The 15849-nt window shown below is 44.2% G+C and carries 18 protein-coding genes and 1 pseudogene; 12 read left to right on the top strand and 7 right to left on the bottom strand.

What is annotated here, in order from left to right:
- Positions 1 to 88: 88 nt before the first annotated feature.
- The 4 genes and pseudogenes from ubiT to rimI all read left to right on the top strand — a co-directional run bounded on the left by ubiT (position 89) and on the right by rimI (position 2187).
- A pseudogene (gene ubiT, locus P4S58_RS12270) lies at positions 89 to 615 on the top strand (ubiquinone anaerobic biosynthesis accessory factor UbiT).
- Entirely contained in the window at positions 599 to 1105 is a 507-nt protein-coding gene (locus P4S58_RS12265; RefSeq protein WP_102940430.1) for a GNAT family N-acetyltransferase, read from the top strand. Before ubiT ends, P4S58_RS12265 begins: the two are co-directional and overlap by 17 nt.
- A gap of 223 nt (positions 1106 to 1328) precedes the next feature.
- Positions 1329 to 1733 carry a DNA polymerase III subunit psi gene (locus P4S58_RS12260; protein WP_102968298.1) on the top strand — a complete coding sequence of 135 codons (405 nt, stop codon included), beginning with the start codon at positions 1329 to 1331 and terminating at the stop codon, positions 1731 to 1733.
- A 4-nt stretch (positions 1734 to 1737) separates the two neighbouring features.
- Positions 1738 to 2187 (top strand): ribosomal protein S18-alanine N-acetyltransferase, encoded by a 450-nt coding sequence (gene rimI, locus P4S58_RS12255; protein ID WP_102954394.1) that lies wholly within the window; start codon positions 1738 to 1740, stop codon positions 2185 to 2187.
- A 20-nt stretch (positions 2188 to 2207) separates the two neighbouring features.
- Here the strand turns inward: rimI and P4S58_RS12250 are convergent, their stop codons facing one another.
- Positions 2208 to 4265 (bottom strand): putative bifunctional diguanylate cyclase/phosphodiesterase, encoded by a 2058-nt coding sequence (locus P4S58_RS12250; protein ID WP_337164152.1) that lies wholly within the window; start codon positions 4263 to 4265, stop codon positions 2208 to 2210.
- Positions 4266 to 4746: 481 nt separating this feature from the next.
- On the opposite strand from P4S58_RS12250, the gene P4S58_RS12245 reads away from it, so the two are divergent.
- The 4 genes from P4S58_RS12245 to P4S58_RS12230 all read left to right on the top strand — a co-directional run bounded on the left by P4S58_RS12245 (position 4747) and on the right by P4S58_RS12230 (position 7579).
- A complete protein-coding gene (locus P4S58_RS12245) occupies positions 4747 to 4839 on the top strand; it encodes a peptide chain release factor 3 (protein ID WP_337164151.1) in 93 nt (30 codons plus the stop codon).
- Positions 4840 to 5503: 664 nt separating this feature from the next.
- Entirely contained in the window at positions 5504 to 6340 is an 837-nt protein-coding gene (locus P4S58_RS12240) for a type IV toxin-antitoxin system AbiEi family antitoxin domain-containing protein (protein WP_337164149.1), read from the top strand.
- A gap of 8 nt (positions 6341 to 6348) precedes the next feature.
- A complete protein-coding gene (locus P4S58_RS12235) occupies positions 6349 to 7263 on the top strand; it encodes a nucleotidyl transferase AbiEii/AbiGii toxin family protein (protein ID WP_337164148.1) in 915 nt (304 codons plus the stop codon).
- Between the two features lie 121 nt (positions 7264 to 7384).
- Positions 7385 to 7579, top strand: a complete 195-nt coding sequence (locus P4S58_RS12230) for a helix-turn-helix transcriptional regulator (protein ID WP_000127614.1) — start codon at positions 7385 to 7387, stop codon at positions 7577 to 7579.
- Between the two features lie 16 nt (positions 7580 to 7595).
- Here the strand turns inward: P4S58_RS12230 and P4S58_RS12225 are convergent, their stop codons facing one another.
- The 3 genes from P4S58_RS12225 to P4S58_RS12215 form a co-directional block, all read right to left on the bottom strand.
- Complete coding sequence (locus tag P4S58_RS12225) at positions 7596 to 8837, bottom strand: tyrosine-type recombinase/integrase (RefSeq protein WP_337164146.1); 1242 nt, start codon at positions 8835 to 8837, stop codon at positions 7596 to 7598.
- A gap of 1 nt (position 8838) precedes the next feature.
- Positions 8839 to 8985: a hypothetical protein gene (locus tag P4S58_RS12220; protein ID WP_223420138.1), complete on the bottom strand. Its 147-nt coding sequence runs from the start codon at positions 8983 to 8985 to the stop codon at positions 8839 to 8841.
- A gap of 125 nt (positions 8986 to 9110) precedes the next feature.
- Positions 9111 to 10085: a ParM/StbA family protein gene (locus tag P4S58_RS12215; protein ID WP_337164144.1), complete on the bottom strand. Its 975-nt coding sequence runs from the start codon at positions 10083 to 10085 to the stop codon at positions 9111 to 9113.
- Positions 10086 to 10549: 464 nt separating this feature from the next.
- Between P4S58_RS12215 and mobI the strand changes: the two genes are divergently transcribed.
- Both mobI and P4S58_RS12205 read left to right on the top strand, forming a co-directional pair.
- Positions 10550 to 10993, top strand: coding sequence for a conjugative transfer protein MobI(A/C) (gene mobI, locus P4S58_RS12210; protein ID WP_337164142.1), 444 nt, complete (start codon positions 10550 to 10552; stop codon positions 10991 to 10993).
- 123 nt (positions 10994 to 11116) lie between these two features.
- Positions 11117 to 11782, top strand: coding sequence for a pentapeptide repeat-containing protein (locus P4S58_RS12205; RefSeq protein WP_337164140.1), 666 nt, complete (start codon positions 11117 to 11119; stop codon positions 11780 to 11782).
- Positions 11783 to 11982: 200 nt separating this feature from the next.
- On the opposite strand, the gene umuC is transcribed toward P4S58_RS12205, so the two are convergent.
- Complete coding sequence (gene umuC / locus P4S58_RS12200) at positions 11983 to 13290, bottom strand: translesion error-prone DNA polymerase V subunit UmuC (protein ID WP_443089012.1); 1308 nt, start codon at positions 13288 to 13290, stop codon at positions 11983 to 11985.
- Positions 13259 to 13708, bottom strand: coding sequence for a translesion error-prone DNA polymerase V autoproteolytic subunit (umuD, locus tag P4S58_RS12195; RefSeq protein WP_337164139.1), 450 nt, complete (start codon positions 13706 to 13708; stop codon positions 13259 to 13261). The genes umuC and umuD overlap by 32 nt, the downstream gene beginning before the upstream one ends.
- 655 nt (positions 13709 to 14363) lie before the next feature.
- Between umuD and P4S58_RS12190 the strand changes: the two genes are divergently transcribed.
- The gene (locus P4S58_RS12190) at positions 14364 to 15272 is read left to right on the top strand and encodes a 3'-5' exonuclease (protein ID WP_337164137.1); all 909 of its coding nucleotides are present in this window, start codon (positions 14364 to 14366) and stop codon (positions 15270 to 15272) included.
- A 58-nt stretch (positions 15273 to 15330) separates the two neighbouring features.
- Here P4S58_RS12190 and P4S58_RS12185 read toward each other — a convergent pair whose 3' ends face one another.
- Positions 15331 to 15579 (bottom strand): hypothetical protein, encoded by a 249-nt coding sequence (locus P4S58_RS12185; RefSeq protein ID WP_337164584.1) that lies wholly within the window; start codon positions 15577 to 15579, stop codon positions 15331 to 15333.
- On the opposite strand from P4S58_RS12185, the gene P4S58_RS12180 reads away from it, so the two are divergent.
- Complete coding sequence (locus P4S58_RS12180; protein ID WP_337164136.1) at positions 15472 to 15771, top strand: hypothetical protein; 300 nt, start codon at positions 15472 to 15474, stop codon at positions 15769 to 15771. The two genes, P4S58_RS12185 and P4S58_RS12180, sit on opposite strands and share 108 nt — an antisense overlap.
- Positions 15772 to 15849 lie beyond the last annotated feature (78 nt).

Here is a 15849-nt window from a genome sequence, read left to right as displayed (position 1 = left end):
TGCACAATTTCTTGATGCATAACAGGGTTCGCCACTATCACATCCCGTATGATGAGTTTTCCAAAGACAAAGGTAACGGATAAAGGGCGTGATTAACAACATTCGTATTCAACTAGTTCAAAATGCAGCATCAATTTTGAGATCTCCAGTCCACTTATTGCCTAAGTTTGTGCAAAAAAAGCCTTACTCGATGGCATGAAAATGGTCTTCCATGAAGCGCTTGAAGATGGTGATTTTGAGTTCCTCGAAGGCAAGTGGTTAAAAGTTGAAATCCGCGATATGAACTTGTGTTGGTATGTCAGCTATGAAGACGACAAGCTTGTGGTTGCAGACAACATTAAAGATGAAGATGTGAGTTTCAGCGGCAACTTGAATGATCTGGTTCTGATTGCAGGTCGCAAAGAAGATCCGGACACGTTATTTTTCCAGCGCAGACTGTCAATTGAAGGCGATACCGAGCTAGGCTTAGAAGTCAAAAACTTGATGGACAGTGTGGATTTGGAACAATTACCGAAAGCTTTGCAAATTTTACTTCACCAACTGGCCGATTTTGTGCATAAAGGCATGCAAGCACCTAACGCACATAAAGAGGTAGTGAATGCTTATTCGAACTGAGGCTCCAGCCGATATTCTGGTTGTAGACCAATTACTGAAATCGGTATTTGATACCGAAGCGGAAGCAAACTTAGTAATGGCTCTGCGCGAGAATGGTAATCGCACGCTGTCACTGGTTGCCTGTGAAGACGATGGCGAAGTGGTGGGGTTCGCGATGTTTAGCCCAGTATCATTGGCTGGTGAGCATCTTAATTGGCAAGGTTTAGCTCCTTTAGCCGTAAAAGCAGAGTACCGAAAACAGGGCATTGGTGCAGAGTTAGTTAACGAAGGTTTGGCTTCTCTTGGTGAACTGGGTTATCCAGCCTGCGTTGTTCTTGGTAACCCTGATTACTACCAACGTTTTGGCTTTAAATCTGCCAATCAATTCGGCTTTACATGCCAGTGGGAAGTACCTGCGGACGCATTTCAAATTGTCGCATTGTGGGAAAACGAACTCGATAACCGCCAAGGGCTAATTGAATATTGCCCAGAGTTTAATGAACTCGCTTAAATCGTTCCATTAAGAAGAAGCGTCCGCTTCTTCTTACTTTTTACCTTTGTTGATTTATCTAGATATTTCTATTCGAGTTATCACCTGTTGAACAAGCAATTTCGGCTGATGGCTTAATAGCTTTACGCTCTCTATGAGCTGTGGTGATTCCATAGGAAGTTTGTTAGCATTCGCTTACATCATCATGTACTACTTAGCCAACAGGCCTGAACTGATCATTACTATGCCTAATCAAGAGCAACAATACTTACAAGCGATGGGAATTCAAAGCTGGGAGCTGGTTCATCCTGAGCGTTTACAAGGTTATCAAGCTTCGAAAGTCGGGTTAGACAAAGAGTGTAAATTGTTGCTGGTCAGTGAAAGCTATCCAACCCCAAGCGAAGTGACACTGTTTGAAAGAGTGTTGAAGAGCTTCAATGTGGATTTGCAGCAAGCTCAGCATGCTCATTTACACAATCTGACGAGTCTAGATCTCTCAAGCCTAGAGTGGATCTGGTTTGCTGGTTGCGATGATACAAGTATTTCCGGCATCAAAAAACTCCACACACCACCATTGTCCGAAGTAGACGGTAACACCCAACACCGCCGCGATTTATGGCAGCAGATATGTTCTTACGAGGCGAATTAATTTTATGTCGATTCAGTTTTTACCGATAGAAGAACAACATCTGGATTCAGTGTGGCAAATCGAGCAGCAGGCTCACAGCCATCCTTGGAAAGAGTCAATGGTTCGTCAGCTAGACAGCCGAGGTGCTTGTCACTTTTGTATGCTGCTAGACGATAAAGTGATTGGCTATTTCTACGCACAAAACATCGTAGGTGAAGTCTCTTTGCTTAATATCGCGATTGATCCTGCGGTGCAGGGGAAGGGCTATGGTAAGCAATTGGCTGAATTTTTCTTAACTCATTGTGAAGACGTCAAAGCGGAGAGTGCCTGGCTTGAAGTTCGAGAAAGTAATACTCGCGCGTTTGATCTATACCAAAATCTCGGTTTCAACGAGATAGACCGCCGAGTGAACTACTATCCGACAGAAAAAGGTAAAGAAGACGCCATTATCATGAGCTACTACTTCTTCTTGTAGCAGCTAGTCGAGGCTGGTGGCTATTTGTTACCAAGGCGAATAACGTGGCTATGGTTGGCCATATCTTTATAGTGATTGTCTTGAAAGCGCTGCTCAATGTCATTTACTGGCAGTGGTTTATCAAATAGATATCCTTGGAATTGCTCACATCCTAGTTCTTTTAGCGCGTTGAGTTCATCAATATTTTCCACCCCTTCCGCGATCACTTCCAAATTGAGTCTTCGAGCCATCATGAGGATCGTATCGACAATCGCTTGATCACTTTCATCCAAATGAAGTTGAGTCACAAAAGAACGGTCTATTTTCAACATATCGACAGAGAGATGCTTTAAGTAGCGCAGCGACGAGTAGCCTGTACCAAAATCGTCGATAGAGATATTGATGTGGTTCTGCTTGAGCTTTGCCATTTTCTCCATAGAGCTTTCAACATTCTCTAGCAGCAGACCTTCGGTTATCTCAAGTTCTATATGTTCCCCTGAGATTTCCACTTGTTGCAAAATGTCATTGATAAACTCAACGAAGCTGTCTTGAGCAAATTGTAAAGGACTGATGTTGATGGCTAAGCGGCGGAAATGTGGCGGAAGCACTCCGGCTTTTTTCCACTGTGCATACTGATAACAAGCTTGTTCTATAATCCAGTTGCCAATTTGAAGGATTTGCCCGGTTTCTTCTGCGATATGCATAAATAATCCCGGTGGTAACAGACCTTTTTGAGGGTGATTCCAGCGAATCAATGCTTCAACACCGACGATATTATGGTGAATGTCTACTTGAGGCTGGTAATAGAGTTCAAGCTGATTATTTGAAAGCGCCTCATGCAGCCCTTTTTCTATGGCTAAGAACGATTCAATTTGCGCCTGCATCTCGGGTTTGTAAAAAACATAATTGTTTCGTCCACCCACTTTGGCACGGTATAAGGCTGTGTCTGCCTGACGCAGGAGATCAATGTTTGTGGTGATGTTCTCTGGAAAGGTTGTGATACCAAGACTAACGGTGCAGTAGAGCTGGTGACCATCGATTAAATAGGGGTTTGAAATTAAAGCAAGTAGCTGCTTGGCAGCGCTCTCGATATCTCTAGCGGCGACATCGTGATTAAGAATAGCAAACTCGTCACCGCCAATTCGTGCTGGCATGTAGCCTTTTTTAGCCCACCCTTCCATCCGCAGAGCAATCGCTTTGATCAACTTGTCACCGATAGTGTGGCCTAATGAATCATTGATGGTTTTAAAGCGGTCAATGTCGATATAAAAAAGCACTCCCGTAGTTTTGAGAAGTCGCGCTTTATCAATCGCTTCTGATAGGTTTTGCAATAATAAGCTACGGTTTGCTAACCCAGTCAGACTATCGTAATAAGCAAGTTGATTAAGTTTTGCTTCTGCTTCTTCTCTGTCCTTCCACAACTTGTGGAAAGTAAAAGCCAGTTCGCTGATCTCATCTTTATGTTCTCGGACTGGAGGAAGTGTGATGTGCTGCTTGTGTTTGAGCGAGCGAACCCATTTGTTTAAGTTGATGATGGGTAAGGAGAGCTTCCGATAAAAGAAAAGTAGCAAGATGCTGGTCAACAGAACATTTCTCAACAGATCAAACAGAAGCACCTGAGTAGTTTTGTTGATGAATTCTGTTGCTAGAGAAGTACCGTCAACAGAGAAACTTAAGCGGCCAACCAATACATTTGATTCCGGTTTGTGCAGATCGGTCGTGAAGCTTGGGATATTCGGAGTGAAGTAGTGAGAAAGCAGTTTGACAAACTCGTTCATATCCGGGATAGGGCGCTGCTGCACGATTAACGTATCACCGAAATCATCAATAATTTCTACACGATAAATAGCGGGATCCGCCATTAAGCTGGTGGCAACTTGTCCAGCTAGAAGGTTGTTTAAGTGATAGGCAGCAAGGCTAGCATTGGCATAACTTTGCATGAGCTTGAAATGGTAACTTTCTTCTACTTTTTTCTGCTCTTGATGAAGGTCGATAAGAATTTGATAAAAACTAAAACATATCCCCAGTATCACTGATACCAAGAACACAGTTTTGGCTTGTTTAAATGCCAATGAATTTAGCTGTCTAGTTTTAGCCATTGCGCCCAAAAGTCCTTTTATTCTTCTAAAGTTATAGCCCATCTTGGCTGAAAATTAATCCCCAATAATGAGTGTTTGTTTAACTTTTGAATGGTGGCTTATCTTGAAATCCTACAGGACTTGCCATTTCGCTGTGCTATCCCTGTGTCGCACAAATAAGATTAAAATTTACAGTAAGTTAATTAGCTAATCTTCTCAATAGAAATAGTGAGATTATCTGATATTGATGTTTTTAGTTAATTGACGGGCTAGGAGGTGTTTTGTGTTTTTGTCTTAGTTGACTGAAATTAATGATGTTTTTGTTTTCATTTCTAGTCCAATCCGCCAGTGGATACTACTTTATATAAGCTTTGATTGTTTATGGAGGCAGAATCAGCGAAAATACCCGCCAATCACGATTAACTAACGGATTTGTGCGAGTAACACCTTGCAGGTGGCTGTTTGTACCCTGAATCCGTGCTCAAACGAAAAGAATGATCAAATGGCAGACCCGATTTTTCTAAGCGAAGTCAACAAACGTAGGACTTTCGCGATTATCTCTCACCCTGATGCCGCCCAGCCTTTCAACGCTTAAAATCACCTTTCATTGCACACCACAATCACATCTCTACGTACTGAATTTAAAGGCTTTTTGTCTTTTTCTCGTTTCTTTGCTTTTCAATGATGTTCAAGCGTAACCTCGGAAAGTGTGTACAAACTTGAGTACAAATTCCGTTTTAGAGGCCTTTGGCGAAAATTCCATGACACAAATCTGGCTGTAGGCCTTGTGGTTACTGGGTTTGATGAAGAAAGTACCTCTTGCTTTTGGTACTTTGGTTTCGACATTACAAAAGCGGAATAAATGCGATCATCTCTAGTTTTTGTTTGTAAGTTTTTGAATTTATAGGTGTCATCATTGTTGTTTTTGATGTCTCATCGTTACGAGTGTACAAACAGTGTGTACAAATTTTTCTCGTAGGGCGTGTTGCTTGCAATTCATGACACAAACCGCCTTGTAGCCCATGTTATTCATAGGTTTGAGCCAATAAGTACCTCTGCGGATGGGGCTTGATATTTTATCGCTTGGGTTAATAGCTAGGCTGGTTTAACAAATGGAAATTATACGGCGTTTTTCGCCGTAAATAGAAAAAATGGTAAACTTCCCTTTGTTGTGTTAGTTTATTAAAACTAGGTTTTACGGCGATTTACGCCGCGAAATCCTAAAGAGATAAACTTGAAGAAGGGTTTGGTGTTTAGAAATGGTTAGTCATTCCCAACGTGAAACGGTGAAAGAGTCATATAAGCAATCTCTTAAAACTCTTTTACCTTATGGCATGTTAGCTACAAAGAAGTGGCTTGCAGAGCAAGGCTTGAGTGCTCATGCGTTAGATAATGCTGTCAAAACCGATACGTTGTTGCTACTAGCTACAGGTGTTTACAGTCAGTATTCCCGAGCAGTCACTTGGGAAGGCGTAGTAGCTTCAATGCAGCGTATGATGGAAAAAAGTGTCGATGAACAACTTCCGTCTATCGTGGTCGGTGGATTGTCAGCATTGTCCATATCTGGTTTGTCGCAATATTTATCATTAGGAAGTACGCCTCATATTCATTTATATGCAACGAAAAAGCTTCCTTCCTGGCTTGCGAGACTGTCATTGCCAATTAAGTTCGAAGGACATAGTACAAGTAAACTGTGGCCTGATAGTTTATCCCAAGATATAGCGTTCGTTAAAAAACATGAATGGGGAGAGCAATTACCACCTATATATTTTTCATGTCCGGAAAAAGCCATATTGGAAGTGTTGATGGATTTGCCTGAAAGTGTGTCATTTGAACATGCCGATGAGCTAATGCAGGGGTTAGTGAACTTATCTCCAAGAAAGCTTGATGCGCTCTTAAAGGTGTGTAAAAGCGTAAAGGTCAAACGCTTATTCTTTTGGTTTGCAAAACGCCAAGCTTATCCTTGGTTTGATAAGTTAAATGTAGAAAATTACGACTTAGGTTCAGGTAAGCGTGTTGTTGCTAAAGGTGGGAAGCTGGATACAGAGTATCTGATAACCGTACCTCAGCATATGGCGTTAGCAAGTAAAGGATAAGTTCAGCGATGGATAGAAATAGTATTTATTACAAACAAGTACAGCTTTTGATACAGGTATTGCCTTTCGTTGCCAAACAGCAATGCTTTGCCCTCAAAGGTGGTACAGCAATCAATTTATTTGTCAGAGACTTTCCTCGTTTATCGGTCGATATTGATTTGGTGTATCTGCCAATGAAGAGCCGTGATGATGCCTTGCAGGAAATTTGCGATGCACTTGATGCTATTAGCTCAGATTTAAAAATAGCATTTAAAGACATCGAGCTAACGGAAGCCTATCGCTCAAAACGCGATGCTCTAAGGTTGATCGTTGCTCGCAACAGTGTGCAGATCAAAGTCGAGCTATCACCTGTATTGCGCGGTACTGTTTATGAACCAAAGTTGATGGAAGTATGCGCAGCTGTAGAAGACGAATTTGGCTATGTTGAAATGCCTGTTGTTGATCTAGCTGATTTGTATGCAGGAAAGATATGTGCAGCATTAGATAGACAGCATCCAAGAGACTTATTTGATGTGAAGTGGCTTTTGGAGAATGAAGGCCTAACGGATGAAATTCGTAAAGCATTACTCGTTTATTTATCAAGCCATAATCGGCCAATGGCTGAGTTACTCAGTCCGCAATTTAAGGATATTACTGCCACCTATGAAGGTGAATTTACCAACATGGCCGAGACGGATGTTCCGTTGGTGGAGCTGGAAGCCGTAAGGATGCGCCTAGTAGACCTCATTCACCAAGGCCTGACCGATAGTGAAAAGTCTTTTTTGCTATCCTTTAAAAATCGAGAGCCTGATTGGTCTTTACTAGGCTTAGATGGAGTCAGTGAGCTTCCTGCTATTAAATGGAAACAAATCAATTTAGCAAAAATGCCGAATGACAAACATACACAAGCCCTAGCAAAGTTGAAAGATGTTCTCGGTGTTTGATGTCAAAAATACAGGCATTTATGCTGGGCTGATCTTCTGAAAAAATCATGCATCTTTCTGACCATCAACAAGTGATGAACCAGGCGATGATAGCTTTACATTGATTTTCAGGAGAATGCAGATGACAGCAGTAGCGCACCAGGTAACCCCTTTTCTAACATCTTACGAAGTGATGGCTCGTTACCACATTAGCTATACGACGCTCTGGCGAAGAATAAAAGATGGCAGCTTGCCGCAACCTCGTATCAACCGAAATACACGAAACAAGCTGTGGCACATTGAAGATTTGGAGGAGTATGAGAAGAAAGAGGACTGAGCCTCTTTCTTTTATTTTATTGTCCGAAACGCCAGTTGAATGGAAAGCCTGTCGGCTCGATGATGGTCTCTAGCTGTTGATACCAAACGTCGTAAGCATGACGCATTTCATCCAGGTACTGATATTGGTTGTAGATAGCATCCAACCCTTTTTTGCTGTGGCCAATCATCAACTCGGCAACTTCTTGCGTGGTGATGGCTGACATTCGCGTTCGCATCGTTCTGCGAAGATCATGCATAGACCAGTGTTCCATCTCAATACCAAGCGACCTGCGAGCCCAGATTTTCACATTGTTAGGAATAGTGGTATCAAAGCCATTTGTGGCAAGCTCTTCTTGTCCGTTAGCGGGAAACAAGTAAGTTGATTTACTCATCTGCATCGCCAGTTCAATCAGCTCAATAGCAGGCCTAATCAATGGCCGCATGATTGGCGCTCCAATTTTCTCACCTTGTTTGCGGATCTCTATAGGCACTGTCCACATTGCTGATTGCAAATCAAAGTGATGCTTTTCAGCTTGAATGAGTTCGCCCTTGCGCCCTCCCAATAAGAGAAGCAGTTTTATGTAGATGCGATTCTTCTCAGTGATTTTTGACTCATGCAAATAGCGCCAAAGTATCCTGATCTCGTTGTCATTTAGCACCCGAGTTCGTTTGCCTTTCTTACCGCCGACCTTTTTTGCAGTGATCCCAGCGGCGGCGTTAATTTCCAAAATCTGTTCATCTATCAGCCAGTCATAAAACTTATGCAGCACAGAAACTAGGCGTTCTGTGTTTGAAGGGGACGACTCCGAAACCTCACGAAGACAGTTACGCAAGGATAATTCATTGATGTCAGTTAATGGGTACTTGCCAAGTCGGGGCAGCAAATATATTTCACTGCTGCGTTTTTGATAGTGCCACGTTTTCTCCTTTAGCCCTTGCTTACCGGCAGAGTCTATCCAGTCTCGAAAAATCGATTCGAAGCTTTGATTAGCAGAATACTTAGCCCGTTCCTGCTGTAGGTAGAGCTTGGGGTTTCGGCCTTGATCAAGTACTGCCCTTAACCTATCCAGCTCATTCCTGGCTTCAGCAAGCTTCATAAGTGGGTAAGTACCTATGTCTACCCGCTGTTGCTTGCCATCGAAACGATAACGAAACTGAAAAACAATTTTGCCCTTGGGCGATACCCGAGCACTTAGCCCATCTCGGTCGGCTTTTACTGCGGTTTCTTTTGCTTCTTTATTTAACCTGGCATCGAGCCAGCTAACTGATAACGCCATGTTATAAGCCCAACCCTAGTTTTGATTTTAGTGATTGTTTACGTGATTCTGCTTTGGGTTCTGGCGCTGTACTCTCAGAAGTAACTTCACCATCTGGTGCAAGACCATCCACCGGTACAGATGTCGTGGATAGATTGGGTTGGCTCATGTGAATTAACCCAAAGGTGGCCAGCATCCGCAGACGCTCAGCGCGTTCCCGTGGCGGCGTCTTTTCTAATTCTTTGAGCAGTTCAGGGTGGCTCCCTGGGGGAATGTTGACGACAACTCTCATAATCAGGCCCCATAAAACCAGAAGCCTCGGACGTTCGCCAAAACAGACTGTTCCGGCACGATGATCTTGCTTCGTGAAAAAATCTCCTTGGCCGCTTCCTTATAAGCCATGGCTCCACCTCCGGCGATCAATACCAAGTCCGCATTGATGCTTTCGTCACGCATGGATTGGCGCATGGCTGTAAGAGCAACAGGCGCTACCTTTTTCATGGCAGCATTCAGATAAGGTGAAATATCGACTTTTTCTCCAAATAGCAGCACCTGCAAGTCGCCGGTTCTCATGGTTTTTTCAAGTCGATCCATTCCGACTTTTGCACCATGATCTTCCGAAATCAGCTTATCAATGGTTTCCAGTAGCACGGACATAGCCTGAAGACTGGTTCCTGAGGAGCTGTAGCGAATTTCTCCAGCCTCAAGGGCAACCCAGTCAACAGAAAAGAAGCCGGGATCTATGACGACGACGCGACCTTCTTCAATTAAGCCCAAATCACCACCTGTTTGAACCAGATCCATATAGGCACCGGCAGGCTGCGGCAGCACTTTGACGTCATGAACGGTGATGCTGCGCTTAGGCGTCACTTGATGGACACCTTTTAAACGCTTCACAAGGTCAGATTTACGTTGCGGTTCATGAAACTGGGAAACCGGTAATCCAGTGACAACCAAATCGATGGACTCAGTTTCAGCCATCAACAAGGCAGCATGAAAAAGCGCCTTATAGGTTTTTGTGGTCGGATATTCCGGGTGGAGCTCTCGTTCCCAGCCTTGAAGGCGTCCAGCAGGCACACCAGCGGCCCAACGCTCATTATCGACAGACACATACAAACAAGTGTCATCATCGCCTCCACCGATACGCTCTGGCATACGATCCGCAGGACCGGCACCAGCAGGTAGAATAATGGTTTTCGGTTCACTGCCTGATTGGCCAATTGCCAGCTTCAGGTTCGAGTAACCGATATCTACGCCTAGTACAAACATACTTATCTCCTGTGCACTCAAAGTGCTCTAACGGTTTTCAATCAACCGCGCTGTTCACGCTTGGGCAATTCCAAGTGCTCTGGCGGTTCACTCAAATGTCATTATCAGGATTCGGTGCACTGGCGGTGGGCAGAAAGGTGACAAATCCTTTCATCTATCTGCCTATTGCATTTTCGCAAAAGTATGAGAATAGGCTCTGTTTGGCGGCGGATAACAGAGCCAAAAAAATCGAGACGCCAAACGTCGTTTGCATTCTGGCCTGAACTCGCCAAACGGTTTGTATCTTCATGACGATACGTCTTTTTAGGCGTTTTTAAGTGAAATCGGGCTGTATCCCTTGTCAGGTATGGGATTGCGCGAGTTGATTTATATCGAGACGCCAAACAGTGATTGTTACGGCAGTTTTACGTTTGGCGTTTCGATCCAAAAGCCAAACGGATAGTGGTTTTGGCTTTTGGGGTTAATTGGATGGGGAAATTGGTTTGGTAGAAATCGTCAATGAACAATGGAAATCAGAAGTATCAAATTTATTGCAGCAAGAAACGGACAGGCTAAAAGCGCTGGCAAGAGCTGAAGTTGATGACTTTTGGGTTACCCATTACAAGGTTCGAGAGAATGCGCCCTTTAAAGACTGGGGGCTGCTTGGTGTCCGTATCAGAGACTTTAAGTATGGCTTTGGCATTGAGTGGTACATCAACAGTTTTCACGGTCAACGAGGCAAGCGCGTAGTCTTTAGTAAGGGACTGCGTATTTCAAAGACAAAGCTGAGATACTCATTTTTGGACTGCCAAGGTCTAGCCAAAGAATGGGAGTTAGCGCTGGCCATGGAGAAAGAAGAATTCTTCAGTGATGTTCGACGCCAGGTTGATAAGCTCAACATGCTTCGTCGAAGAGTCAATGCATATTGACGTATTTGATTTTCTAAAGCAGCAAAAAAACAGAAATGGCGTATATGATTTCCTTAAAAATCAAGGAGACTAGGTTCTCCTGTTGTATAGTTGTTTGAAAATTTAGGCTTAACAGGAAGAGTTATGGCAAGGAACAAAAAAAATAATCGATATAGTTATGTGCAAAAGCAGGCAGAGCACACTAAATTTTACAACAAAAACTTCAATAAAACTTCGAGTTTTAGCTCCGTATTCAGCGGGTCACATTTCAAAAATACATCTCTGGTTGGTGCAAAGTTCAAATATTGCAATCTCAATAATGTGAGATTTGAAAACTGTTTGTTACAGGGAACTCATTTTAAAAAGTGTACACATGACGGCCTTAAGTTTGAAAGATGCATATTGATTTCAACTTCCTTTGAGCGTATGCAGTTACATGGTGTCGAATTTGTTGATTGTTATATTTTAAGTACTAACACTCATGCATGTAAGCAGTTTCAAAACAGCAAGGTATATAACAGTTTTCCTGATGGTGCTCAGTATCCTTCTGATTTAATGAGTATTGTTGATGTTTTGAGAGAGAATTCTTGTATAAGAAAATCCGGGGTGCTTCATAGGAAGGGCGGCAAAGTAAATACAATTGCACTGGATTTTTTGCTTGATGAATTCGGAGTTAACTACCTAATCAATAACTTGTCTAAGCTAAACACACTAGAGTCCGATTTCTATACATTGAGTTATATTTCGGCATTCTTGCGGAGGGTTGGAAATCCTGATAGCTTAGACATTACCCGGCCCACAGCAACATAGAAAATACCTACGATAACGGACGGATACCAGTCTACGGACCGATGCGGGTTGAAAGTTGAAGTCGTTAAAACGTTAGTGGAGGTGATGCCTATGGTGTTGGATTTTATGACAGTGACAGCATTTTTTGTTCTTTGTGCCTATAAACTTTTAGTAAAGCTCCTTTCTATGTCTAGCTGTGTGGTTAATTTACTTTTATTTCATTATTTCACTCGCGGTAACTGGTCCCAGCGTGTTGTATAAGCGGGAGACAAATGCTCTCGCTTCATCGACCAATCTTTCTTCGTACCTTGTCCAGCAAAGAAAACCTTTCCGGCACCGCTTTGGTTAATGGTGTCCAATACAGACATTAACTGCTGGCTATTAGAGCGGGTCGATACGTCATCGAATAGTCCTGGTTGAAACATGCCAGGATCGTAAAAGTCAGACAGCATGACACCCGCTTTGGCATAACGAAAACCATCCTTCCATATCCGCTTGAGTAAGTGACTGGCCAGCTCGATAAAATCCCGCGTGTCGCAACTGGGTATCAACAACTCGCCCGATGCGGAGTTGCTGTATTGCGGCTCGTTGTCCTTAAAGGGGCTGGTACGTATAAACACGGTCATCACTTTGGCTTGCTGCTGTTCTTTGCGAAGCTTCTCAGTGGCGCGGGTTGCGTATTCACATACGGCTTCACGTAACAATTCAAATTGCGTTACTTTTGCGCCAAATGAACGGCTACAGACGATTTGCTTCTTAGTTGGCGGGATCTCTTCAAGTTCAATGCACGACTCACCATTGAGCTCTCTGACGGTTCTTTCTAAAACCACCGAAAACTGGTCTCTGATGGCTCTAGGAGAGGCATTGGCTAGGTCTAAGGCTGTGGTGATACCCAACGCATTTAAACGCTTAGAAAGCCGTCGACCAACGCCCCAAACATCATCAACCGGGACTAATGCGAGCAATCGACGTTGCCGATCTGGATTGGTTAGATCTACAACGCCCTGAGTGGCAGGGTATTTTTTTGCGGCATGGTTAGCCAGCTTGGCGAGTGTTTTAGTCGGTGCAATGCCTACACAGACGGTGATCCCAATCCAGTGGCCTATGCGCTCTCGCACTTGTTGTCCGAACTCGACAAGGGATATGGCAGACTCAATACCGGTTAAATCCAAAAACGCTTCGTCAATGGAGTAGACCTCTACTCGTGGTGCCATCTCCTCCAAAGTGCGCATCACTCGACTGCTTAAATCTGCGTACAACGCGTAATTGGACGAGAATGTCAAAATGCCATGGCGCTGAATTTCAGATTTGATTTGAAAGACGGGTACACCCATTTTAATACCGAGTGACTTGGTTTCACGTGACCGTGCAACCACGCAGCCGTCGTTATTGGACAGCACCACAACCGGCGTATCTTTTAAATCAGGACGAAACAGCTTCTCACAACTGGCGTAAAAGTTGTTGCAGTCCACCAAGGCAAATACTGGCATGGGATAGTCACGACTTGCGGCGCATGTTTCGCACCACATTGGTGACCACACCAAATATCTCTAACTCTGTCCCTTCAGAAACATGAATGGGCTCATGCGCCTGGTTTCTTGGGATCAGCATGACGCACGGCCTTAGTTGAAGCTCCTTTACCGTGAGTTCACCATGGATACCCGCGATGACAATGTCACCGTGTTCGGCTTGGACAGAGCGATCAACCACCAAAATATCATCTGGGTGAATCCCGGCATCAATCATTGAATCACCTTCAACACGCACAAAGAACGTTGCAGCCGGTCGCTTGATGCACAGCTCGTTAAGGTCGAGCGTTTGCTCAACATAATCTTGCGCTGGGGAGGGAAAACCAGCAGAAACACGTTCCATGAACAATGGAATACGAAGGCGCTTGGCTTTGATGAAGGCAAGTGCGCCGCTACGGCCTATCAGCGAGACACTCATGAAGAACCTCGAAAAATCACAATTGATACTGTTTGTTTATACAGTATCTAATGCTATGCTGATTTCTACAAGTAAAATTGTAGGTAAAACTGTAGTTGTTCGAGTAAGACACTGTGTTGTCGGTGATTTATTTTTTGTGTTGAAAAACTAGATGTGGGGGATCGCTCGCCCTCGTCAAAGCCTGCAAGGCTTGGACAATACTGCTTCTGCCTACTGCTCTTGTTTCTGTTACTGATCCTGTTACTGCTACTGGTTAACGCATGGGTCAAGTAACCGTCAGACAAGGCTTGTTGAACCCTTTGCAAAGGGTTTAAAAACAGTTAGTAAAATTCCGCTTCGTATTGAATTTACTGGCTTAAGGCGAAGTCAGGAGCATCTTTAAAATGCTCAGTCGAACTCAGTTCAAGCCTTTTGCAACCGTTTGAAAAGGGGTTGGCTAAGCCATACGTAAAGGGTATCGGTAAGGGTTACCTAAACGGTTTGGCTAAGGCTTTCTGATAGACTTAGTCAAAGCCTTCATACATGGGTTCAACCATTAGAAAGATTAAAAAAACGCTGAGGTATCCAAGGTGCATTTTGTACAAATGCGTTTATAAACGAACAGGGCACAGTGAAATAACCCAAAGCGAATAATAGAATTGAAGAGGAACCATCAATGACAAGAGCCCCAGCGCCATTTCCGCTAGAGCGCCTCGCGGATATCCCAGAAAGACCAGAAGATTTTAGATTGCTGGAGCGTATTCCATTAACGCGTGAGCCGCAGTCCTGGCCACTTGAACTTTCACCTATAGTCGGTGATGAACAGCCAATGGTGCTGCTCGATACAGAGACAACTGGACTGTCTGCCGATGACGAGTCCATTATTGAGCTTGGTATGGTTAAGGTGCTTTACAGCCCATCAGCTATGCGGATTGTGTCGATTGTTGATGTGATCAGCCTGTATGAAGATCCCGGCAAGCCAATCCCCGAGCTGATCACCGAGTTAACCGGTATCACCGATGATATGGTGCAAGGCCAGCGCATTGATGATGCAATTGTAGCGAGTTGGTTATCCGATGATCCGCTGGTGGTCGCACACAATGCTCAGTTTGATCGTCCTTTCTTTGAAAAGCGGTTTGCCGCATTAGGACATCTATCTTGGGCCTGTTCAGCCAGTGGCATAGATTGGAAGGCGCTGGGTTTTGAAAGTCGAAAACTTGAGTACCTGCTGCTTCGCTTAGGTTGGTTCTATGAAGGACACCGAGCTGCAACCGATTGTTTGGCGATGGCCTGGTTGTTCTATTTGTTGCCCGAGACCGTTGCAAACTTATTGTCAGAAGCAGACAGGCGTACTGTGCTAGTTCGTGCGTTTGGTGCGCCGTTTGATGTAAAGGACTATCTAAAAGAGCGTGGTTACCGTTGGCATGACGGTGTTAAAGGTGCCAACAAACATTGGTGGCGCGAAATCAGCGAAGACGAGTTGCCACTGGAGCAAACGTATCTGGATGGTTTGTATTATCGTGGCTCAGAACATGCCCACTATGACTACAAAGATGCCCGCAATCGATTTAAAGCTTTGTCATAGCCTCTTGCATATTTGAAAACCTCTGGAAAATGGAAAGTGAACTTACGTTATACCCAAACTACTTGGTGTTGCAGCTAGGCGGCAAGTGAGCGAGTCCCCATGAGCATAGATCTTCTATGTGATTGGGGTGAGCGAATGCAGGTAACACCGCTGCGACTGCAAGTAGGCAGGGTATATAACCAACAAGAGGAATCTTTCCATGTACCAAGACACCTACATTGAATACTGGGGCGAAATCTTCGTCTCTGCCCGCATCATTGAATTTGGCATCACGTTCGAGCGCTTTCTTAAAGATCCATGGAAGCACTTGATGTCCTGTGGCCAAGAGTCTGCACCGGACGCGATTGCTGAAGGGATGCTGCCATTGCTACCAGCCCAGGCAGAAGTTGCCAGGCGCATTCGGGAAAGTGAGCAACGCGTTCTGATGTCTACTGAGTCGGATAAAGGGGTATCTCATTGCGGTAACATCGTGGTGCCACTGGTTCGGGTGGCGCATTGATAGCGGCTATCAGCAATGACACGAAACAAGGCCTTCACGTCCATACCTGAGCGGCAATTGCAATCAAGATCAAAAAGT

Origin of the sequence: Vibrio sp. Hal054 (genome assembly GCF_037162405.1) — a bacterium.
GTDB lineage: Bacteria > Pseudomonadota > Gammaproteobacteria > Enterobacterales > Vibrionaceae > Vibrio > Vibrio diazotrophicus.
This window is presented reverse-complemented; position numbering and strand designations above follow the sequence as displayed.